General features: G+C 46.0%; 18 protein-coding genes. 3 read left to right on the forward strand and 15 right to left on the reverse strand.

Features of this window, described 5'->3' with window-relative positions; translation table 11 throughout:
- Positions 1–16: 16 nt before the first annotated feature.
- Positions 17–1003, reverse strand: coding sequence for a glycosyltransferase family 9 protein (locus tag LZG72_RS09370; protein WP_233870702.1), 987 nt, complete (start codon positions 1001–1003; stop codon positions 17–19).
- 137 nt (positions 1004–1140) lie between these two features.
- A complete protein-coding gene (locus LZG72_RS09375; RefSeq protein ID WP_233870704.1) occupies positions 1141–2046 on the reverse strand; it encodes a lysophospholipid acyltransferase family protein in 906 nt (301 codons plus the stop codon).
- A gap of 114 nt (positions 2047–2160) precedes the next feature.
- Between LZG72_RS09375 and LZG72_RS09380 the strand changes: the two genes are divergently transcribed.
- The gene (locus LZG72_RS09380) at positions 2161–2502 is read left to right on the forward strand and encodes a hypothetical protein (RefSeq protein ID WP_233870706.1); all 342 of its coding nucleotides are present in this window, start codon (positions 2161–2163) and stop codon (positions 2500–2502) included.
- On the opposite strand, the gene cobA is transcribed toward LZG72_RS09380, so the two are convergent.
- The 11 genes from cobA to LZG72_RS09435 form a co-directional block, all read right to left on the reverse strand.
- Positions 2503–3270, reverse strand: coding sequence for a uroporphyrinogen-III C-methyltransferase (gene cobA, locus LZG72_RS09385; RefSeq protein ID WP_233870708.1), 768 nt, complete (start codon positions 3268–3270; stop codon positions 2503–2505).
- 101 nt (positions 3271–3371) lie between these two features.
- On the reverse strand, positions 3372–5600 hold the full coding sequence (locus LZG72_RS09390; protein ID WP_233870710.1) for a nitrite/sulfite reductase: 2229 nt from the start codon (positions 5598–5600) through the stop codon (positions 3372–3374).
- Positions 5601–5657: 57 nt separating this feature from the next.
- Positions 5658–6899 (reverse strand): sulfate adenylyltransferase subunit 1, encoded by a 1242-nt coding sequence (locus tag LZG72_RS09395; RefSeq protein ID WP_233870712.1) that lies wholly within the window; start codon positions 6897–6899, stop codon positions 5658–5660.
- 72 nt (positions 6900–6971) lie between these two features.
- Positions 6972–7916 carry a sulfate adenylyltransferase subunit CysD gene (cysD, locus tag LZG72_RS09400; protein WP_233870714.1) on the reverse strand — a complete coding sequence of 315 codons (945 nt, stop codon included), beginning with the start codon at positions 7914–7916 and terminating at the stop codon, positions 6972–6974.
- A 118-nt stretch (positions 7917–8034) separates the two neighbouring features.
- Positions 8035–8739 carry a phosphoadenylyl-sulfate reductase gene (locus tag LZG72_RS09405; RefSeq protein WP_233870716.1) on the reverse strand — a complete coding sequence of 235 codons (705 nt, stop codon included), beginning with the start codon at positions 8737–8739 and terminating at the stop codon, positions 8035–8037.
- Positions 8736–9200 carry a DUF3368 domain-containing protein gene (locus LZG72_RS09410; protein WP_233870718.1) on the reverse strand — a complete coding sequence of 155 codons (465 nt, stop codon included), beginning with the start codon at positions 9198–9200 and terminating at the stop codon, positions 8736–8738. The genes LZG72_RS09405 and LZG72_RS09410 overlap by 4 nt, the downstream gene beginning before the upstream one ends.
- The gene (locus LZG72_RS09415) at positions 9193–9420 is read right to left on the reverse strand and encodes a UPF0175 family protein (RefSeq protein ID WP_233870720.1); all 228 of its coding nucleotides are present in this window, start codon (positions 9418–9420) and stop codon (positions 9193–9195) included. Before LZG72_RS09415 ends, LZG72_RS09410 begins: the two co-directional genes overlap by 8 nt.
- Before the next feature lie 21 nt (positions 9421–9441).
- Positions 9442–10629 (reverse strand): PLP-dependent aspartate aminotransferase family protein, encoded by a 1188-nt coding sequence (locus tag LZG72_RS09420; RefSeq protein ID WP_233870722.1) that lies wholly within the window; start codon positions 10627–10629, stop codon positions 9442–9444.
- A gap of 270 nt (positions 10630–10899) precedes the next feature.
- Positions 10900–12078: a TSUP family transporter gene (locus tag LZG72_RS09425; RefSeq protein WP_233870723.1), complete on the reverse strand. Its 1179-nt coding sequence runs from the start codon at positions 12076–12078 to the stop codon at positions 10900–10902.
- A gap of 96 nt (positions 12079–12174) precedes the next feature.
- Positions 12175–14451, reverse strand: coding sequence for an FAD-dependent oxidoreductase (locus LZG72_RS09430; protein WP_233870725.1), 2277 nt, complete (start codon positions 14449–14451; stop codon positions 12175–12177).
- A 41-nt stretch (positions 14452–14492) separates the two neighbouring features.
- Positions 14493–16523, reverse strand: coding sequence for a glycoside hydrolase family 2 protein (locus LZG72_RS09435; protein WP_233870728.1), 2031 nt, complete (start codon positions 16521–16523; stop codon positions 14493–14495).
- A 58-nt stretch (positions 16524–16581) separates the two neighbouring features.
- On the opposite strand from LZG72_RS09435, the gene LZG72_RS09440 reads away from it, so the two are divergent.
- Positions 16582–16818 (forward strand): hypothetical protein, encoded by a 237-nt coding sequence (locus tag LZG72_RS09440; RefSeq protein ID WP_233870731.1) that lies wholly within the window; start codon positions 16582–16584, stop codon positions 16816–16818.
- Complete coding sequence (locus tag LZG72_RS09445; RefSeq protein WP_233870734.1) at positions 16815–17231, forward strand: putative toxin-antitoxin system toxin component, PIN family; 417 nt, start codon at positions 16815–16817, stop codon at positions 17229–17231. The genes LZG72_RS09440 and LZG72_RS09445 overlap by 4 nt, the downstream gene beginning before the upstream one ends.
- On the opposite strand, the gene LZG72_RS09450 is transcribed toward LZG72_RS09445, so the two are convergent.
- Positions 17182–18903 (reverse strand): sodium:solute symporter family protein, encoded by a 1722-nt coding sequence (locus LZG72_RS09450; RefSeq protein WP_233870737.1) that lies wholly within the window; start codon positions 18901–18903, stop codon positions 17182–17184. The two genes, LZG72_RS09445 and LZG72_RS09450, sit on opposite strands and share 50 nt — an antisense overlap.
- 2 nt (positions 18904–18905) lie before the next feature.
- On the reverse strand, positions 18906–20804 hold the full coding sequence (locus tag LZG72_RS09455; protein ID WP_233870739.1) for a sialate O-acetylesterase: 1899 nt from the start codon (positions 20802–20804) through the stop codon (positions 18906–18908).
- Positions 20805–20859 lie beyond the last annotated feature (55 nt).

Below are 20859 nucleotides of genomic sequence, written 5' to 3' on the forward strand. Positions count from 1 at the left end.
GTCGAAAGTGCTAACACTATTTTCCGGCCGGCAGTTCTTTGATTTGAAATGAGAAGGAAATCTCGTTCATGCATTTGAAGTGCTTTTGCGGGCACGATTTGTAGCCAATTTTAGAACAGGGGCGGCAGCCGAGCCCATTTCTTTCCAACACTTCAAAAGCCGTTTTGTAAGGATACATGCCAAAAGCCGGCACCGTATTTCCCCAGATCGAATACACTTTTTTCTTGAATGCAGCCGCCACGTGCATTAATCCGGTATCGTGTGAAAAAACAATGAGTGACTTTTGAACCAGCGACGCCGACTGGTTGAAGTTATACTTGCCACAGGTATTATGGATCAGCGAATCGCCAACCGCATTTCGGATTGCTTCACCAGCCTCAAAATCTTCTTTTCCCCCCAGAAGAATAATCGGGTAACCGATCTTTAGACACAATTCGATCATGCGGGGAATGGGCAGCTTCTTGGTGTTATGCTGTCCACCGATCGCATAAGCGACAAACCCTTTTCTGTGCGTTTCGGGTATCCATTCGGGCTCGACATTATCCTTATACGGTATGAAGTAATCCAGGCCCTCGCCGTCGTTGGTAATATGAAACGAATTCAAGGTTGACATATACCGGTCTACAATATGCAGGTCCGGCATGTAATTGATCTTAAACTGCGTCAGAAGAAATTTCTGTGCATTTAATTTCGGAAAACTAAACGAAGGTACGCCAAGCTGAAACTTGATCTTTAATGTCCGGATATTGGTATGAAGATCAATGACATAGTCAAATTTTTCGGCTTTCAAAGCAGCCATGATCTCCTTTGAATTTTTATCTAAAAGCCACACCTTATCAATGTAGGGATTGTCTTTCAGGATAAACGCAAATTTGCTTTTGGTAAAATAATGGACCTCGGCGCCTGCGAATTGCTTTTTCAGACATCTGACCACCGGTGTTGTCAGTACAATATCCCCAATGGATGAAAAACGAAGAATTAAGAATTTGACCGGTTTATTCACAATTAAGTTCGTGACGTCTCAGATATGGTAACTCATGATTCGCGATCACAATTTGGTAGGATAATTTGGCAGAAGCAAATTAGTTGAGCATTTCCCAGTTCCATAAGTGCCTGCGGAAGTCGACTTTGGTTGACATGTTACCTTTTTTGTTCGGCAGAAGATAAAGTCTGTTCGGGTTTCAGGCATTCCGGACGTTTGTGCTTCCAGCGGCGGTGGCTCCAGAGCCAGTTGTGGGGCTGATTAATGATGTTTTGTTCCAAAATGCGAAGCTGCCTGTCCAGGATTTCGTTGTTCTTTACTTCTTTCGGGGTTTCGGTAATGACCGAAACGTCGACATGGTAGTAACCTCTTTTGTTCGCGACTTTGCAAAAATCGGCGTATAAAACGGTCAGATTATACCTTCTCGCAATCGTTTCAACTCCCCTGAAAACACCCGTATCCTGATGCAGAAATTTGGTCCAGAATGCGGTCTTAGGATTTGGAGACTGATCGTTGGCGAGAACGACTACGTACGGTTTTTCGCGGGGTTTCTGGAGTTCCTTAAATATGTTATCCATCGGCACCAAAATAGCCCCAAATCGGGTTCTCAAGTCATAAAACCATCGATCCGACGCCTGGTTTTGAAGTGGTCGGTAAACGACAATGCATTCATGGGAGAAACAAAGCGAGGAAAATAAATTAGCGAGTTCCCAATTCCCGCGGTGGCCCATTAAGTAAATGATATTGGTTTTTTTGGCATAAAAACCATCCATGATGCTGATATCCCCGCGTAATCTTTCCCGCACACATTCCGGACTTGCCGTGCGGAACTTGATGGTTTCAACGATCAGATCTGTGAAGTGGAGATAGAAATCTTTTGCAATGCATTTGAGCTCGGCGTCGGATTTTTCCGGGAAACTGTTTTTAAGATTTTCCCAAATTACCTTTTTACGATAACCTCCTACTTTAAATAAAACAAAGCATAAAAAATCCGAGAGCCGGAATGCATTTTTCCAGGAAAGAAACGAAACTTGATTCAGAAGTGCGAAAAGTACTTTTTGCAAAATAGCGGATTATTTATACTGGAACGCAATATTACACAGATATTATATGTATTGAAAATATTCGCTTTTATGCCCTGATTTTGTTAGATTCACTGTTTCAAATCTATCAGAACTGTGCTGGAAGAAATCTTTGACATCAAGAATGATCGCCGTCTGAGCATGTATTTGTACAGGATGGGATTTGGATTGTGGCTCATGTACCTGGTACTTGGGGCACCGGCACTAAAGGCGTATCTGCATTACCGGCAGGAGTGTGGGCTACTGTCTTTCGTCTTTATGATTTTTGGATTCAGCGCTTCGATGGTATACGATTACTTTCACCATCACGAGCAATTCGAGGTGAAAAAGAAGTGGCTTTTTATCAGCTACGCCGTTCTAGCCTGCATTATCTACTTTCTTGAATTCAGAGAAAAAGGAACGGTGATTGACCTGAACTGGCTTTTAACCCTGATCTGATTAGTTTCCCTTCACTGACGTTTCTTTCTGCATCATCGCCAGGATTTTTTTGTGGGTCAAATCAGGTAATGCAGCTACTTTTCCAATCACTATGATGGCAGGAGATCCCATTTCACTTACTTTGGAAAGTGGGATGATGTTACTGATTTTTCCGGTTACCAGTTTTTGATTTTCCAGCGTGCCGTTTTGAATGATCGTGATCGGCTCATCCAGCTTGTCCAGTCCCGAATACATTCCTACGATTTCTTCCAATTTGTGCAGGCCCATTAAGATAACCACCGTCGCAGTTGACTGTGCTGCAAGATAAAGATCTTTCGACAGATTATGGTCGCGGGTCGTGCCGGTGATCACCCAGAAACTTTCACTTACACCTCTGGAAGTAAGCGGAATACCAGCCAGCGCCGGAACTGCATAACTACTTGAAATACCGGGAATTACATCCGACTCGATGCCATGTTCTGCGGCAAAAATGAGCTCTTCGTAGCCGCGGCCAAAAATAAACGAGTCGCCGCCTTTCAGACGTACCACTTCGCCATACCGGCGCGCTTTTTCAACAATTAAATCATTGATTTCGTCCTGGCCACAACTGGTTTTCCCAAATCGTTTTCCGACAAGGATTTTCTCGCAATCAGCCGGGCAATAGTCAAGAAGAGATGGATGAGCGAGGGAGTCGTACAATACCACTTTGGCTTTTTGCAGAGCCTTAATCCCTTTTAAAGTGATCAGATCAGGATCCCCCGGCCCGGCACCAATTAATGTGAGTTTCATTATTTTAGCTATTAGCTGTTAGCTATCAGCCTTTAGCTTTTAGCGGTTAGCTTTTTTGATCTTTTGGCTAAAAGCTAACCGCTAACTGCTAAAAGCTAAAACTAACTGTCTTTTCCAAATGTAAGCTCCTGCAAGGCAGGTTCGCCTGTTTCTACCAGTTGGGCTTCCCTGGTATCGCGAACGAAATCAAGGAATTTACCGGCTGTTTCTATGAAGTAAGTAGCAAACTCCTGCGTCGGCTCAAATTTATTGATGCTGAATGCGAGAGATTTGAATGGAGTTTCAGCTTTTTCCGCGAGCTCGAATTCGGAAGGTGTTTCGTATTGAAAATCCTGGCCGAAATGCGTTTCGAAGTCATTGATAATACCATACTGTGTATTGAGATTCACATCTTTGGTCATCAACAAACCTTTTGCTCCGGTAATTAGAACATTGTAAGCATGATAGATTGCGTCCGCCCAAATGCCTGATGCGTAGTTTTCTCTCGCAAGATTCAGTTTTTCCTGACCTTCTGTAATGGTAGTTGCAACAAGATCCACCAGTACGCTCGCACATTCTCCAACCCCGATCTCTGTTTTGAACATTTCATCGTGGTCCCAGTCGCGGTAATCGTCCTCCGTTAATGTCGAAAGATCTGCGAGTGGTTTTAGCAGTTGGAAGAAATAGTTTTTAGTCTGGCGCAGGTAGTACTGGTTGTAATATTCGCCGTCGTATGCATTGGATTCGTAATCATTAAAAAGGGTCCGCAAGGTTTCAGGTCCGCGTTTCGCAGGAACTTTGATGACCTTATCCCCAATCAATCCGATGCCATCACCGGAAAAACCTCCGCCCAGCAACACCTGCAGAGCCGGAAGTACCAGCTTGCCGTTTTTTATCGAGCTTCCGTGGAAACCAATGTTACATGCATTATGCTGGCCGCAGCCATTCATACATCCACTGATTTTGATCTTAATATCCTGATTGTAAATCATTTCCGGATATTCGTCACGCATTACATCTTCGAGTACGCGCGTAATTCCGTAACTGCTCGAAATAGCGAGGTTACAAGTATCCGTTCCCGGACATGTAGTAATGTCCATTGTACTGTCAAAACCAGGAGCTGCAAGTCCCAGTTTAGCAAGTTCGTGATAGATTGCTACAAGGTCTTCGGCTTTTACAAAACGAAGAATATATCCCTGATTTACAGTAACACGAATGTCATCGGCGGCATATTTGCGGACCACATCAGCCAGGCTACGGGCAATCGTCGAGTGCATATCACCCAATAAAACCCGCAACTGAACCGCGTGCCAGCCTTTTTGTTTTTGTTCAAATGTATTGGTACGCAGCCATTTTGTGAAAATGTCCAGTTTATCTGCGTCAATGCTTTCAGCGGCAATTTTTAAGATCTCTGCTTCGCTCAAAGAGGGGCGGGGGGCATAGGTAACGGACTCCGCTTCCTTGGTTCCGAATAAGTCCTCAGGAATGGTGAAAACCTTGTTTTTTAATGCAATACGCTGCTCCTCGACACGGGCCAGCATTTCTTCCAGACCCAGGTCATTCAAAAGAAACTTCATGCGCGCTTTGTGACGACGGACGCGTTCTCCATATCGGTCAAAAACCCGGAGTAATGCTTCGATAAAAGGGATTACCTTTTCTTCTTCCAGAAATTCGAAGGCAGTTTGGGCTGAAAAAGGCTGAGCGCCTAATCCGCCGCCGATCAATACCTTATAACCTTTTACCGCTTCGCCGGCTTCATTTACTCCCATTTTGGCGATCAGTCCCACGTCGTGGATGAATGCCAGCGCAGAATCCTTTTCAGAAGAAGAAACTGCGATTTTGAATTTCCTTCCCATATCCTGGTTAATCGGATTGCGAAGGAAATAACTGAATATCGAATGCGTTATCGGCGTTACATCAAAAGGTTCGTCGGGGTCGATACCAGCTACCGATGAGGCTGTTACGTTACGGATCGTATTTCCGCAGGCTTCTTTCAATGTAATTCCGGCATCTTCCAGATCAGCCCACAACTGCGGGGAATCAGAAAGTTTTACAAAGTGCAGCTGGATGTCCTGACGTGTAGTTGCATGCAGGTTGCCGGTTGCAAATTTGTCAGACGTATCTGCAATGCGTACCAGTTGGTCAGCGGTAATGCGTCCGTACGGTAATTTGATCCGGATCATTTGCACTCCCGGCTGGCGCTGGCCGTAAACGCCACGTGTCAGACGAAATTTACGGAATGCTTCTTCCGGCGTCTCGCCCGTATTAAATGCACTGATTTTTTGGTTCAAATCAATGATATCACGCTTTGCAACGGCGGATACTCTGTCAGAAATGATTATTTCGCTCATGGTATGATGGTATTCTATATTCTATCTGGAATGTTGGTGACAACACCAACATTTGTCCTATTCAATCATGCAAGCGCCAACCGTAACATTCGACGTCTCGTCAATCAGAATTGCTGCGCCGTTTGCCCGGTTTTTCTGATAAGGATCGTATGCAATGGGCTGAGCGGTTCTTAGAACGATCCTTGCAACATCGTTCAGTTTAAGGCTTTCAGAATCCAGCTTTTCGTAAGAATTGATGTCAATCTGATATTCGATGTCCCTGACCGAACAGCGCGAACGTGCTGTTCCGTGTTGCAAAACGTATTTATTGCCTGGTTTCAACGTTTTTCTGTCGTCCATCCAGCATACCAACGCTTCGATATCCTGGCTCACGATCGGGGAATTGGTCAATGAAACAATAGAGTCGCCGCGGCTGATGTCGATATCGTCTTCAAGTAATATCGTCACAGATTCTAAAACAGAGGCCTCCTCGATTTCGTTTCCGCCAAATTCTATTTTAGCAATTTTAGATTCCTGCTCAGATGGCAATACTTTGACCAGATCTCCTTTTTTAAATGTTCCGCTCTGCACGCGTCCGGCATAACCACGGTAATCGTGCAATTCCTCCGTCTGAGGACGGATTACATATTGCACTGCAAACCGTCCGTCTTCCTGATTCTGATCTTTTAATACATTCACCGTTTCAAGGACAGATAGCAGGGTTTCGCCGGTGTACCAGCCCATGTTGGGCGACCGTTCTACAATATTATCCCCATTCAATGCACTCACCGGAATTATGGTAAGGTCTTTAATGGATAATTTTTCCGCCAGTTCCGTGTAGCTTTTTGCAATCTCTAAAAAGGCATCTTGCGAGTTTCCAACCAGGTCCATTTTGTTAATGGCCACAATTACGTGTGGGATTCCCAGCATGGAAGCGATCAGCGAGTGTCTTCTCGTTTGTTCAACCACGCCATGACGTGCATCTACCAGAATGATCGCCAGATCTGCATTGGAAGCTCCGGTAACCATATTCCGTGTATACTGAATGTGTCCGGGGGCATCAATGCTGATAAACTTGCGGTTCGGAGTTTGGAAATATTTATAGGCAACATCGATCGTAATCCCCTGCTCGCGTTCTGAACGCAAACCATCGGTTAACAATGCAAGATCGATCTCACCCGAATTACGCGTTTTACTGGCACGCTCAATGGCTTCCATCTGATCAGCCAGAATGTTTTTTGTATCGTAAAGCAATCGTCCGATCAAGGTACTTTTACCGTCATCAACGGAGCCTGCTGTTATAAATCTTAATAAATCCACTTTAATGCCATTTTTGAATAACTATTACTCCCCCCAACATCTCACATCTCACTTTTCACACCTCACAAAATCTCAGAAATACCCCCCCTTTTTGCGATCTTCCATCGCCGCTTCCGTCTGCTGGTCGTCGATACGGGTTTCGCCGCGCTCGCTGATCCTGGAAATGGTGATTTCTGCAATGACTTCATCCAGAGTAGCTGCGCTCGATTCAACGGCGGCGGTACAGGTCATATCGCCTACGGTACGGAAACGGACCTGGCGCGTCACGATCCGATCTTCCGGATCGGCTTCGATGACAGGTGTATTGTTAAGGAGTTTTCCGTCACGTAATATCAGCTCTCTTTCGTGTGAGAAATAAATAGATGGAAGTGTAATGCCCTCTCTTTTCAGATAAGCCCACACATCCAGCTCAGTCCAGTTTGAGATCGGGAAAACCCGTACATTCTCACCTTTCTGAATGCGACCATTGAACAGATTCCAAAGTTCCGGACGCTGACGTTTTGGGTCCCACTGGCCGAATTCGTCACGGAATGAGAAGATACGCTCTTTCGCACGTGCTTTTTCTTCATCCCGGCGCGCCCCGCCAATGCAGGCATCAAATTCAAATTCTTCGATTGTATCTAATAAAGTAAATGTCTGCAACCAGTTGCGGCTCGCATTCTTTCCGGTCTGTTCTTTCAGTCCTTTCGCCTTGATGGTATCTTCCACATACCTTACCACGAGCTTGGCACCGATTTTTTCGGCAAGCTCGTCCCGGTACTCAATGGCCTCGATAAAGTTGTGACCTGTATCAACATGCACCAATGGAAAAGGAATTTTTCCGGGCGCAAATGCTTTTTGAGCCAAATGAACAAGAGTGATGGAATCCTTCCCACCTGAAAATAAAAGTGCAGGCCTCTCAAACTGACCGGCTACTTCACGCATAATGTAAATGGCCTCGGCTTCGAGCTGGTCCAGATAATCCGGAGCACTCCGATCGGTGGTTATTCCTGAGGCTTCTTTAACTGAAATTGACATATTTGATTATTTTTCTTGCAAGAAACTTTGCTAATGGCTTTTAGTTGTTAGCTTTTAGCGATTAGCTTTTTTTGTTATAAAGGCTAACAGCTAACAGCTACTAGCCAACCGCTTATACCTACTTCGCATGCAGCCCGCACTCCTTTTTCGACTCGTCTTCCCACCACCAGCGGCCGGCCCTGAAATCTTCGCCTTCCTGGATAGCGCGGGTACAAGGTGCACAACCAATGCTTACAAAGCCTTTGTCGTGCAATGGGTTATATGGAATTCCGTTCGATTTTATATAATGCTTTACTTCTTCGAAATTCCAATTCAAAATCGGGTGGAATTTCACTAACTGATGCGCTTCGTCCCATTCAAGCTGAGGCATATCATGGCGGTTCCCCGACTGTTCGGCGCGGATACCTGTTATCCATATTTTCGCACCTTTCAATGCACGGTTCAGAGGTTCTACTTTACGGATGAAGCAGCATTCCTTTCTGTTTTCGACCGAATCATAAAAACTCAGCGGCCCTTTTGTGCTTACCAGTTCCTCAACCGCAGTTGTTTGCGGATAGTAAACCTTCACTTTGGAATCGTAGCGGTTATTGGTTTTCTGCAGCGTCATGTAAGTTTCTGCAAAAAGCCTCCCGGTATCCAATGTGAAAATGGTAATGTTCAGATTATTCTTCCAGATAAAGTCCGTAATCACCTGATCTTCATAACCGAGACTGGTTGAAAACACGACTTCTCCCGGAAACAGGTCTGCAAGAATCGCCAGCGATTCTGTTTCGCTTTTACCTGCGATTGCAGCGTTTAGAGAATTTATTATTGCTTCGTTCATGGTGATTCGTCGGCAGCTTTGATTGCCTCATTAATTATTCGGTCGCTAATCCGAAAGTTGGTCTTGCGTATTTGCTCAAAAACAGCTTTTACAGATGGTATTTTGCCTAGTTTTTTTGCAATTAAGATTATTCCAATACTCCCAGTTACTCGGATTTTCAACTTCTCCGCAGACTTTCTAGCCTTCATATCGTCAAGAATTACTGCGCAGTCAGGAATTTCAAATGCTAGTGCCAGCGCAGATGCCTCTCCTATGTCCAAAGTTTCTTCAAATGAAGATTGCAACGCCTTGTTGTGAACCTCTTTGACTTCTACCCACTCAGGCAAAGCATTTCCAATCTCCCTAGCTATTTCTTGTGTGACATAAATGTGATCGTAGACGAGTCTCAATATATCCAGTTCGTCAATTTTCGTAAATAAAATCACACAACTGGAATCTGAGATTACTACGGCATTATGCATTGGCAATGTCGTTATATAAATCTTCGATCGAATCGCTGAACATGGAAAATCCGAACCGTCCCATAATCTCGATAAAAGATCGTTTACTTATTCCAACAAGTTGAGCAGCTTGACCCAGGCTAAGTTTACCGCGCTCATAAAGTTGGCCTGCCAAAAGCATTTTTATTTCGAATTCTTCTGTGTCCAGAGAATCGGGTAAGTCAATAGTTACCGTTTTCATTGCATTTTAGTTTAAAGGAAACTACCCCAATATATCACTTTTCACCGACACCTCCACGGCATTGGTGAAGTCTTCGATCAAATCTTCGATGTCTTCGAGACCAACCGAAATGCGGATCAGACCTTCGGTAATTCCTAAAGCTTTTTTCTCTTCCGGTTTCAGTTTGGCGTGTGTTGTCGTATTTGGGTTTGTGACAATGGTGCGTGTATCTCCCAGATTCGATGATAACGAAGCAATTTCCAGCGCGTCCATAAATGCGGCTACTCGTTCAAAACCACCTTCCAGTTCAATGGTAACCACTGCACCGCCAGCTGTCATTTGCTGTTTTGCAAGCTCATGTTGTGGATGCGATTCCAGGAATGGATACTTAACCTGCTTCACATCCGGATGTTTCTCCAAAGCCTCCGCCAAAGCCAATGCATTCTGTGAATGCTTTTCCATTCTCAGACCAAGCGTTTCAAGGCTTTTGCTCAATACCCAGGCATTGAACGGAGACATGGATGGGCCAGTCTGGCGGCAGAAAAAACGTAACTCCTTGATATATTCCTTTTTACCAACAACAATCCCGCCCAAAACACGTCCCTGACCATCCATGAATTTGGTAGCAGAATGTAAAACCAAGTCTGCGCCAAATTCGGCAGGATTCTGCAATGCAGGTGACGCAAAACAGTTATCTACATTGAAAATCAGGTTATGCTTCTTACAAAGTCTTCCTACCATAGCCAGATCCACCAGATCCAGCCCGGGGTTCGAAGGTGTTTCGAGGTAAACCATCTTAGAGTTCGGCTGTACCGCAGCTTCCCAGTCCGCTTCATTGGCATCCGCATCCAGATACGTATGCGTAATGCCCCATTTGCTCAAAATCTGTGTAATCACCTGATGCGCAGAGCCAAACAACGCCCGGCTCGCTATAATGTGATCGCCGCTTTTCAGCAAAGCCGCCATACTCGCAAATACCGCCGCCATTCCCGTCGCCGTAGCAACGCCATCCTCGCAATCTTCCAGGTAACAAACCTTGTCCACAAATTCCTGGACAGATGGATTGGAAAAACGGCTGTAAATATTGCCTTCCTCTGTTTCTTCAAAAAGGGCTTTTCCCTGCTCAGCACTTTCAAAAGTGAAGCTGCTGGTCAGAAATAATGGCGTAGAATGCTCGCGATACTTGGTTTTCGGTGTCTGGGTCCGTATCGCTCTGGTTTGTTTTTTCATCTTAAGCTGTTAGCCATTAGCTGTTAGCTGTTAGCCTTTTTAATTGTTACTTAATCTAATTTTATGTTGGGTTTTAAGCTGGCTTTAAGCTGGCTTTAAGCTGTTAGCTATTAGCCGTTAGCTTTTAGCCTATCATTAGTGGTTCCTAATCAATGAATTTTGATTTAAGTCGCTAGTTTTTAGCCTTTTAATTTCAATAAATAAAAAATCGTGTCGGTATGTTGCTTTCTTGCTCTAAAAAGCTAACAGCTAATGGCTAACAGCTAATGGCTAAAAGCTAAAAACAACCATATAAATAATCCTCAAACTCACAATCACCACAATCGTCCCCACCATGATCATCATGGTTTTGATCGGTAATCTTCTTGACAGGTTTGCTGCGATTGGGGCAGCAACCATTCCTCCTAAGATCAAACCCAAAACGACCTGCCAGTGCGAAAACCCGATGATGCTGATGAATGTGACCGAGCTTGCCAGTGAGACGAAAAATTCCGCCAGGTTCACCGATCCGATCGTGTATTTCGGGTGACGTCCGCGGGCGATCAATGTCGAGGTAACAATCGGTCCCCAGCCTCCTCCGCCGATCGAATCGAGGGTTCCTCCCGCCATCGCCAACCAACCAATTTTCTTGATCGGTCGTTTTTCGACACGCTTCTTCAACGCTTTCTGAATGATAAGAATTCCCAGAATCAGCGTATATACCGCAACCAACGGTTTTATTATGTAAATATATTGTTCGAATGAAGAAAGCAGGTAAGCGCCGGTGATCGCGCCGAGCACGCCCGGGAATAAAATCTTCTTGAAAAGCTTGCTGTTTACATTGCCGAATTTCAAATGCATATACCCCGAAACCCCACTCGTGAAGATCTCGGAGGTATGCACGCTGGCACTTACAGCCGATGGCGGAACGCCCAGTGTGAGCAGAAATGTGGCCGCAGTTACACCGTAAGCCATTCCTAAAGCGCCATCTATCATCTGTGCGACGAAACCGCCGAGCACATAATAGAAGAAATTTTCATTCAGTTCGAGGTCGTTCCAGAGAATGGTAAGACGGTCGTAGGTGAAGAATGTAAAAAGCAAATGCCCAACTACCATTAAGGCAATGGCAGAAAACAGGTTTACGGCAACTTCCGTCCTGGTCCTTTTCCGGATTGTCGCCGCCCAGATCTTCTGCTGAATCGTTTCCCAGGTTAGTGGCTTTTTTGCATTATTTCCGGAAGGGGGTACTGTCGCACGCCGCAGAACCTGGGCGGGTGGAGCATTTACAAACCGGATGTCTGATTCTTCCGGCAGATCGCGCAGGTACACCACCTGACCTTTTTCCCTGGCCAACGCCGCCAATCGCCGATCCTCCTCAGGATCACCACTTGCGATGTACGCTACGTCAAGAGATTCCCAATGCGAAGAATTCGTTTCAGATGAGGGTGTAAAGTCCGCCGCTTCCTTCAAAGTCTATGTAGTATACTATTATTATAGAGTAACTCAGGGGTGCAAATTTAAGATCAAATTGTTAGTTTTCAAAGAATAAAAAGAGGAGGGTGCCAATCAGTAGCAACGGATTTCCATCAGAGAAGCGGGGACGTTCGAGCTGGCATTCGTTACACGGACCTTTAAATGTTGGGTTGTTATTGGCTTGTCAAATACGATTGTCCTTTTGGTTTGGTGGTTATCTGTTATGCTTCCAACGAGCTCATCATTACAGTTATAAACGCCAATTTCAGTCGCGCAAAATGGCATAACGGTTTCCGGATGAACATAAATGACATTTTCCATGGGGTGGTCAAAATCGGTGTCAAAGACGAGATCCAGCTTAGAAATCGTGACGGGTTCGTTCCACCGGATGCCGATCTGCGGATTTTTGTCCGCTGAATCGGCCACCCACGCATTTGGTCCCGAAACGGGCCGGTGCAAGCCATTCCGGATGTTTTCAGGTTCAAAAAGTGCAATGGGTTCACTGAGTCGGAATGCCAGGTTACGGCCTTCCGGCCTGCGCTGCGGGCACCAGAATTCGAACGTATCCACGCCAAGATCTTCGGTAGGTTCCTGTTTTCCGTAGTTCGAAACCGCCGGATTTGTTGCATTAAAGACGGTTACCAGCCCGGTAACGCGTTTCTCACTATACTGGATTTTTATATTTTCATTTTTAATAAAACAAATGAATGCATAAGCTTCTTCACCAAATGCAGAAGACCAGTTCAGCGTAATTTCCTGCTTTCCAGATTCCAGGTTGAAAGATTTTGTTTCCAGGGTTACATCCGGCGTGTGGTTGAAAACTTTGCTGCTTTTACGCAGCTCGACAATCAGTTCTGTATCCTGTAATGCTTCCACCCAAACCGTAACAGACGGCATTTTGCCTTTTACCGGAAGCATTTGAGCAACCGAATGTTTTATAACAGACCAGTGATCGGATCCAGGCAGCTCCCGCAGTTTCAAGGTCGAGGTGGCGTCGATCGAGACTGCTTTTTCGACTAAATTTTCCGGATCGGAAATGCTTGTTTGAGGCAGATACTGACCTGCACGCCACAATTCCAGTTGAAGTTCTTTTAAATGCAGCTCGCCCACTTCGCGCGGCGTGCAGCTGTATTTTTTTGCAATGGAAGCCGCAATCGCCACCGACTGCCCGCCCATGGCACTGGTCGCCATCACACGTGTTGACGCAAATGCCACGTGGGTAGCACTGATGATCCGGCCCGCGATAAATAGGTTATTGATGTTTTTGGAATAAAAACAACGGTACGGAATGCTGTACACTCCTTTGCTATGCCATTGATTACAACCCGATTGATCGCTGTAAACACCATCCGCCGGATGCAGGTCCAAGCTCCATCCGCCAAAACCTACGGTATCGTGAAATGATGTTTGCTCGACGATATCCTGTTGTTTTAAAAGATAGTCCCCTTCAAAACGGCGGCTTTCACGCTTGCCGGGAATCGTTCCTACCCATTCCAAAGTCATATTTTCGGATTCGGGAAATTCGCCGGAGTTCTTAATGTAATTCCACGCTCCGTAAACGACTTTCCATAATTCCCATTTGATCTTTTCCGTATCGTGAACCGTATCAAGCCTTCCACCGTATTCGAGCCACCACAACCGGCATCCGAAGTCTTTCGGGTTAAAGGTTTTATATCTCGGGATTTCCTTGATATCCTGCAATGCATAAGAAGGCGGGATAAACTTTACCGGCCGGCCTATGTCTTTGGAATAGAAATACATAGAATGCCCCAATAACTCGCCATACGCTTTGTCCGGAGCAAATTTCTCGCCAAATTCCTCAACCGATTCAGCACCCATCCGAAATGCCGCGCCGGACAAAAAGCCGACAATACCGTCCCCGGAAGCGTCGCAAAAAAGTGGTGCGGTAACGCTGTATTTCGTACTGTTCTGGCTGCAAAATGCGTGAACTGCCGTAATGGATTCGGTTTCCGAATTTTTGTCCAGATCGTAAACAGCCGTGTTCAAAAGCAAGGTAATGTTCTTTTCCTCCACCACTTTTTCCAACAAAACCGTATCGAAGATCAATGGATTGCCGTCTGGATTGCGGTAGATATTTTCCAGCATAATCTCGTCGATTACGCCGCCTTCCCGGGCCCACCGGTTGTTGTTTCCCATGTGAGAAGTAGCCCCGAGGATCCAGAGCCGCACTTCGCTCGAACAGTTTCCTCCCAGCACTGGCCGGTCCTGGATCAAGGTTACTTTCATACCTGCCCTGGCTGCGGTAATTGCCGCGCAGGTACCAGTCAATCCTCCTCCCACGATCACCAGGTCTGTCGCCGATTCAATGGTTTTCGGTACTCTTTTTTCAGATGCTTCTTCTCGTATCATTTTATCAAGTATTTATCTCACGGGTCTCAGCAGACCTGTTATTATTCCAGTACAAATTCAGTTTCCGTAGTCAGGAAACCAGTCGGTTTATAAATAGAAATGTGTGCTCTGCCTTCAAATCCCTGAATCGGAACGGATACTTCCTTGCTTTCGCCGGGGTTGAGATCGGGGATAAGGACTTTTGAATAGGCGGTTTTTAAATAATAGCCAGAGAGTTTTCGCGTCGGAAAATCAGGTCTGGCCGTGAGCTTCACTTTGAGGACATTCACACCTTGCTCGCCAGACTGATATCCCACTTTTTCAATCGTTACAGGCGATAGTTCGTCCTGGTGAACCTTGTAGGCCCGACGGGGTTGCCTGTTCGGGCCGACGATTCCCCATTGGCGGAAGCCATTTACATTGGTACCAAACAATTTGCTGCGGTAGTCATTATAAGTCCACCAGGAAATGCCGGCCACATACGGTCTTTTCCGGATCTCGGACAGAACTTCGCGGATATGTTGCGCCTGGTATGCCTCGCCCCCGTTTCCGTCGGAACGCGTGCCCCATTCGCTGATAAATACAGGTTTGTCGGGATAAAGTTTGTGAATATGATCGAGCGACCTGGCATGTCCGCCATAGGTATTTGTGGATACAAAATCCACGTACTGACTGGCTTCATTTTCTGGCTTCGCAGGCAATGCATTCAGGCGCATGGTCGCAAAGGTGTAGAGGCGGGTGGGGTCCACTTCTCTGGCGAATGCGATCATGTCTTTCGTCCACCGCTGACCACCTGGCTGGTCGGAAAGGTATTCATTCCCAACACTGTACGCCATGACACTCGGGTGATTCCAATCCCGCTCAGCCATTTCTCTGAACTGCGACTTAAATTTAGTCCGCATGGAATCATTATCCATTTGCTTTCCGGTAAGCTGCCAGTTGCCCACTTCGGTAATGATCAGCATCCCATATTGGTCCGCCAGGTCATAGAAATATTCGCCGGGCGTATAATGGGTCAGCCGCTGAAACTCCATGCCCGCCTCCTTCATCAAACGAAAGTCTTTTTCAACAAGCCAATCCGGCTCCAAGGAACCCAGACCCGGATAATCGATCACACGATTGCCGCCGCCTACTTTCAATGGCTTTCCATTGAGCAGGATCTGGGCGTCACGGATTTCGATTTTTCGTATGCCAAAGCGAGAGGCGATGGAGTCGGAGCCGACTGTGGCTTTGAGTTCGTACAGGTTAGGCTGGTCAAGTTCCCAAAGTTTCATTTGTGCGGCCGGGATGGTTGCTTCGGCCTCGATTACGGCAGTTTGTCCGGCAGGAATGCTGGCAGATTTTGTTTTCCATTTTAACGAAACAGGTTTTTTATCTTGAAAAACAGTAAAGTCAATTTTTGGCGTAGCTGCATTGGAAGATGCATTTTTAACCCGGACCCTGGCGGTAATGCTGGCAGAATTTTTGGCAAGATCGGGTGTTGTTTCGATCTTGATATTTTCAGCATAAACCTCCGGCTCGATGGTGAGGTAAACCGGGCGGATCAGCCCACCGTAGTTGACCCAGCCTACAAAAGCATCACTGACATCTCCATTATCCTTTACCCCCGGAATGGTGTTTGTTTTCCATGTGTTGTTATTAACTGCAACCACCAGCTCGTTACCACCCTCTTTCAGCAACGAAGTCACATCGAAGCTGAATGGCGTATAACCGCCTTCATGGTCGCCGACTTTCTGGCCATTCAGCCAGACGTTGGTTTTATAAAAAGCCGCATCAAAATGCAGGATCACACGTTTCCCCGAGGCAGGTTTCCAGGAAAAAAATTTACGGTACCAGGCTGTTCCCGTGTAAAATTCATAGCGGGAATCCGTAGAGAAGCAGTGCGGGACGGTTACGATGTCTTGTCGTGAGGCTTTTGCCACACCTTCTTTATACCACTGGTTTGAAATTCCAAGCTCGGCCGGGTCCAGCACAAACATCCAGTCCCCATTCAGCGATATCGCCCCGGGGTCTTTAATATGGTATTGCGCAAAGCTGCTTTGGGAGATGCAGCAAGCAACAAACAGTAGTAGCGTTCTAAATTTATTGTTCATAAAATGCGTTAAGGAATTCAAATGGATTTAAGTTATTTTTGAAAAAACAGATAGCGTAATGGCAGCGACTCAAACAATCCCGACCCGGCTAAGCAATCTTCAGATCGAACTGTTAAAGCTGTATCCTTATAGTGTTTCTGAAAACGAGCTGAGAGATATCCGTAAAATGCTGGCTGATTATTTTGCCCAAAAAATCGATTCTGAAATGAATCAGTTATGGGAGAAAAATGACTGGAACGACCAGACCATTGAATCCTGGAAGTCTGAACACCTTCGCAGCAAGACTTCCAAATGAAAATAGTTCTGGATACAAACGTTTTGCTGATTTCCCTTCCATTAAAATCCAGATACCGTCCAATTTTTGATTCTCTTCGGGCGGGCGAATTTGAGTTGGTCGTAAGCAATGATATTTTACTTGAATACCACGAGAAGATCAGTGAAAAAACTTCTTCAGAAATAGCAGAAAATGTCCTCAAACTCATTCTTTCATTAGAAAACTGCACACTGCAATCGACATTCTTCGAGTGGGGTTTAATGCATAATGATGAAGACGATAATAAATATGCGGATTGCGCACTCGTCGCCAGTGCTGACCATTTGGTTTCCGAGGACCGACATTTTAACATTCTTAAAGACATTGATTTTCCTAGGTTATCGGTCATCCGCGCGGATGTGTTTCTTGAACTGGTAAAATCTCGCCAACACTAACCTTCCGGGAAGCAACAAATGGAATCGCGGCTGAAAACAGCACTACCGTGGCGACAATGGCGGTAACGACGGTTCCCGAAGTAGTCATGGTACTGAGTACAAAAAGCATTACTGCTGTAAAAAGCAATGCGCCGGTGATCACCTGCAACCCGAAACGGTTCTGCCTTTTGACCTCAATCGCCTCTTCCTCATTGATTTCCAGCGCATCAATGCGTTTTTGTTCTTTGGTTTCGAGGTAAGTCAGATATTCTTTTGCAGTAATGTCTTTAGATCGTGCCCACAGCTCGTAAGCCAGCAAAAGCAGCAATGGAAGCCCCACACCAACAATCGTTTCCATTCCTCTGGACAATTTGAAATCCAGTAGTAGAGGTGCGAGGATTTTGAAAAAGAGGTTAACGGAAAGTCCGATGCCGGTTACCCATAATGTGACGCTGCTCGTCAGTCTTTTGGAAAACAGCGCCCAAAGCGGAGGTGCCAGAAGCGGGCCTCCCGAAATGGCTGAAATACTCAGTACCACTTCCACAATCCCGCCCGCCGCCGGTACTACCAATGCAATTCCGATCATTCCCAACCCAAAAAACCAAGACGAACCTCTGGCAACCCGGATCAGTTGCTTGTCAGTAGCTTTCGGATTGACCATACCTTTGTAAATGTCATTGGTGAAAACCGCCGAAACGACATTCAATGCGGTATTGGCGCTCGCCGAAGTAGAGAAGTACATTCCGGTGAGCATTAATCCCAACAACCCAGGAGGCAGCACCAGTTTGCAGATCATTAAGTAGGCATTTTCGGTATCCAAACCTGTTAATGCAGGATTGATCGCTTTATAGATCATCGGCGGAAACATCCAGATCACCGGGCTGATGAGGTACAGACCTGCAAAAAGCCAGGCCACTTTTTTGGCCGATTTTTCACTGTCGACGCTGGTATACCGCTGTACCATCGTCCAGTTGCCGCCAATGTAACAAATGTGATAAATGACGAATGCGGCGACGAACCCAATGGTGTATTCGCCGTTGAGTAGATTAAAAAAATCATCGGGAACCGCTTTGGTAAAACCATCCCAGCCGCCGACTTTATCAAAAGACAAGGGAAGCAGAATGAAAACCGCGGCCGACAAAACCACGAACTGCAGAATGTCCGTCACCATCACCGCCCATAGTCCGCCGACTGCGGTATAAGCAATCATAAAAAGCCCTAATCCAATGGTACAAGGCACTAATGGCAAATCCAGTGAGGCACTTACTAGCTTGGCCACCGGGTATAAAACGGAGCCTTTTATAAAAACCGAAACCAGCGTGAAAATGAAGATGTAAGTTTTCTGAACCGGCAAACCAAGTCGCTCCCTAATGAATTCAGCGGCCGTGAGTGCACCCGTTCTTTTCCATCTTGGTGCGAGATAAAGTGCGGTAATCAATGCGCCGATGCACATCGTCCATTGAATGGTAATCGCCACCCAGCCGTGTTTGTAGGCAATGGATCCCCAGGCTACAAATGTCCCGGCCGAGAAGAAGCTCATGAATAAGGATAGTCCCCCGATAAACCAGGGAACCGCCTCTCCTCCGGCAAAAAACGACTTTAAATTCCTTCCTGTTCTCGCAAATAACATCCCAATGCCCATCACGAATGCGGAAAAAACGAGAATGACAATGGTATCGATGGAGTTGTTCATAATTAAGGGTTATCGGTTCTAAATGGCGAGGCGGGGAAGCCTGCCTGGTTGTAAAGATTGGCGCCGTTGCTTTCCACCGGGCTGCTTGCCCACGCATACCGCACGGTTTTTGGATTTTCGATGCCATCCTGCCAAACGATCACTTCGCTTCCTTCAATTTTGGCTTTCGCCCACACAAACTTTTTGTCTTCTCCGGCGATCGCGAATCCTTTCAAATCCCCTTCTTTTGACTTCAATCCATTCGCTGCATACTTGAATTTCAAACGGATCTTGTTGCCTTCAATTTTCATGGATTCGTACAATGGGGAGGTTTGGAGATTGCTTTCTCCATAACAGATCCGTCTTGCTTCGGCTGCCATTCGCTCACCAACCTGTTGCTTGTAAATCGGGTGCACATCGTATGGATTTCCTACGTCGATGGTGACCGCCAGTCCGGTTTTCGGTACAGAAAGTGTTGCCATTTGTGCCTCGCGCAATTCGGCCCAGTTTGATTCCACCGGCGCTGAGGTCAGCGCGCCGAATCCCGATAGCTGCGCGATGATAAATGGGAGTTCACCCTGATTGAATTGTTTTCGCCAGTCTGAAATGAGCAGCGGAAGTAACTTTTTATATTGGACCGCCTGAGAAGCATTTGCCTCACCCTGGTACCAGAGAAACCCTTTTAAGCCCAGATTGGCAAATGGAGCAATCATCGCATTGTAGATTACCGACGGATTTCTGCGGTTTTCTGCTGGATCAGCTGGTTTGGCGGGGTAGGAGCCAATTCGCAGGCTGCTTTTGAAAAGCCACTCGCCCGATAGGGGGATGATCAGCGGATTATCAGACTCGACCAATTCTTTCAACCAAAGCTGCGATGCGTCGCGACTGGTAAATCCGCCAAATCCCGACAGATTTTCAAGTCGGATCGAAATGAGGTTTTTACCTTCCTTAACCAATTCTTTCGGGACAATGTAACTCCGCCTGCCCGGCTGCCACGTTCCACGCCCAACCTCGGTCCCATTGAAATAGATAATGTCCAGATCTTTTAATGTTTCCAGATTGAGCAAGAGTGATTTTCCTGCCATGGATGCCGGTATATTTACCTCTTTCCGCAGCCAGACAATTCCATCAAAATCAGGCAGACCGTGATTTTCCCAATAATCGGGCGCAACCAGTTTTTTCCAATTAATGGGCTTATAGGCAGATGAATGCCATTTTTCAATAAAGCCACTATCGGTTTTCTGAAATTGTTCCATCCAGTTTTTTGAATTCACCGCGTAAGCCTGCTGGCTCTCTTCGAGTGAATTGTTACCCTTGTATTTCGCTATGAATGGGTTGGTTAATTCTTTGAAATCAGGATGCTCACCCATGCTTTGCAATCCGATCCAGGGTTCAATCAGAGTACCTCCCCAGGAAGTGTGGATAATTCCGATGGGAATGTTTTGTGTTTTATGGATTTCTTTGGCGAAAAAGTAGGCGGCTGCTGAAAAAGTGGCGGCATTTTCAGGTGTACAGGTTTGCCAGGTAGCTTTGGTCGTGTTGCTTTGGGGATTTGTGTTAATGTCTTTTGCGACCGTAAAAGACCGGATTTGCGGCAAATCAGCACTTCTGAGTTCATAGGAAGCATTAAAAACTTTGCTCACCGGCCACTCCATATTCGATTGTCCGGAACACAGCCATACGTCCCCGATCATTACATTTTTAAAAGAAAATGAACTGTCGGAAACCACATGGATCTCATAAGGCCCACCTGCTTCCCGGGCTGGAAAAGTCACTTTCCAATTGCCATTTGCCTCTGCTTTTACTTTTTTCTTTTCTCCATTAAAATCAATGGTAAATGAAGATTTCGGCGCCGCAGTACCCCAAAGCTGAATGGGCTTCTGACGTTGTAAAACCATGTTGTCACTAAAAAAATAAGGCATTTTTACTCCGCCTGCCAAAGCAAACTGCCCAGTGAAAACACAAAAGAGAATGAAA

The organism is Dyadobacter sp. CY323 (assembly GCF_021390245.1).
Lineage (GTDB): Bacteria > Bacteroidota > Bacteroidia > Cytophagales > Spirosomataceae > Dyadobacter.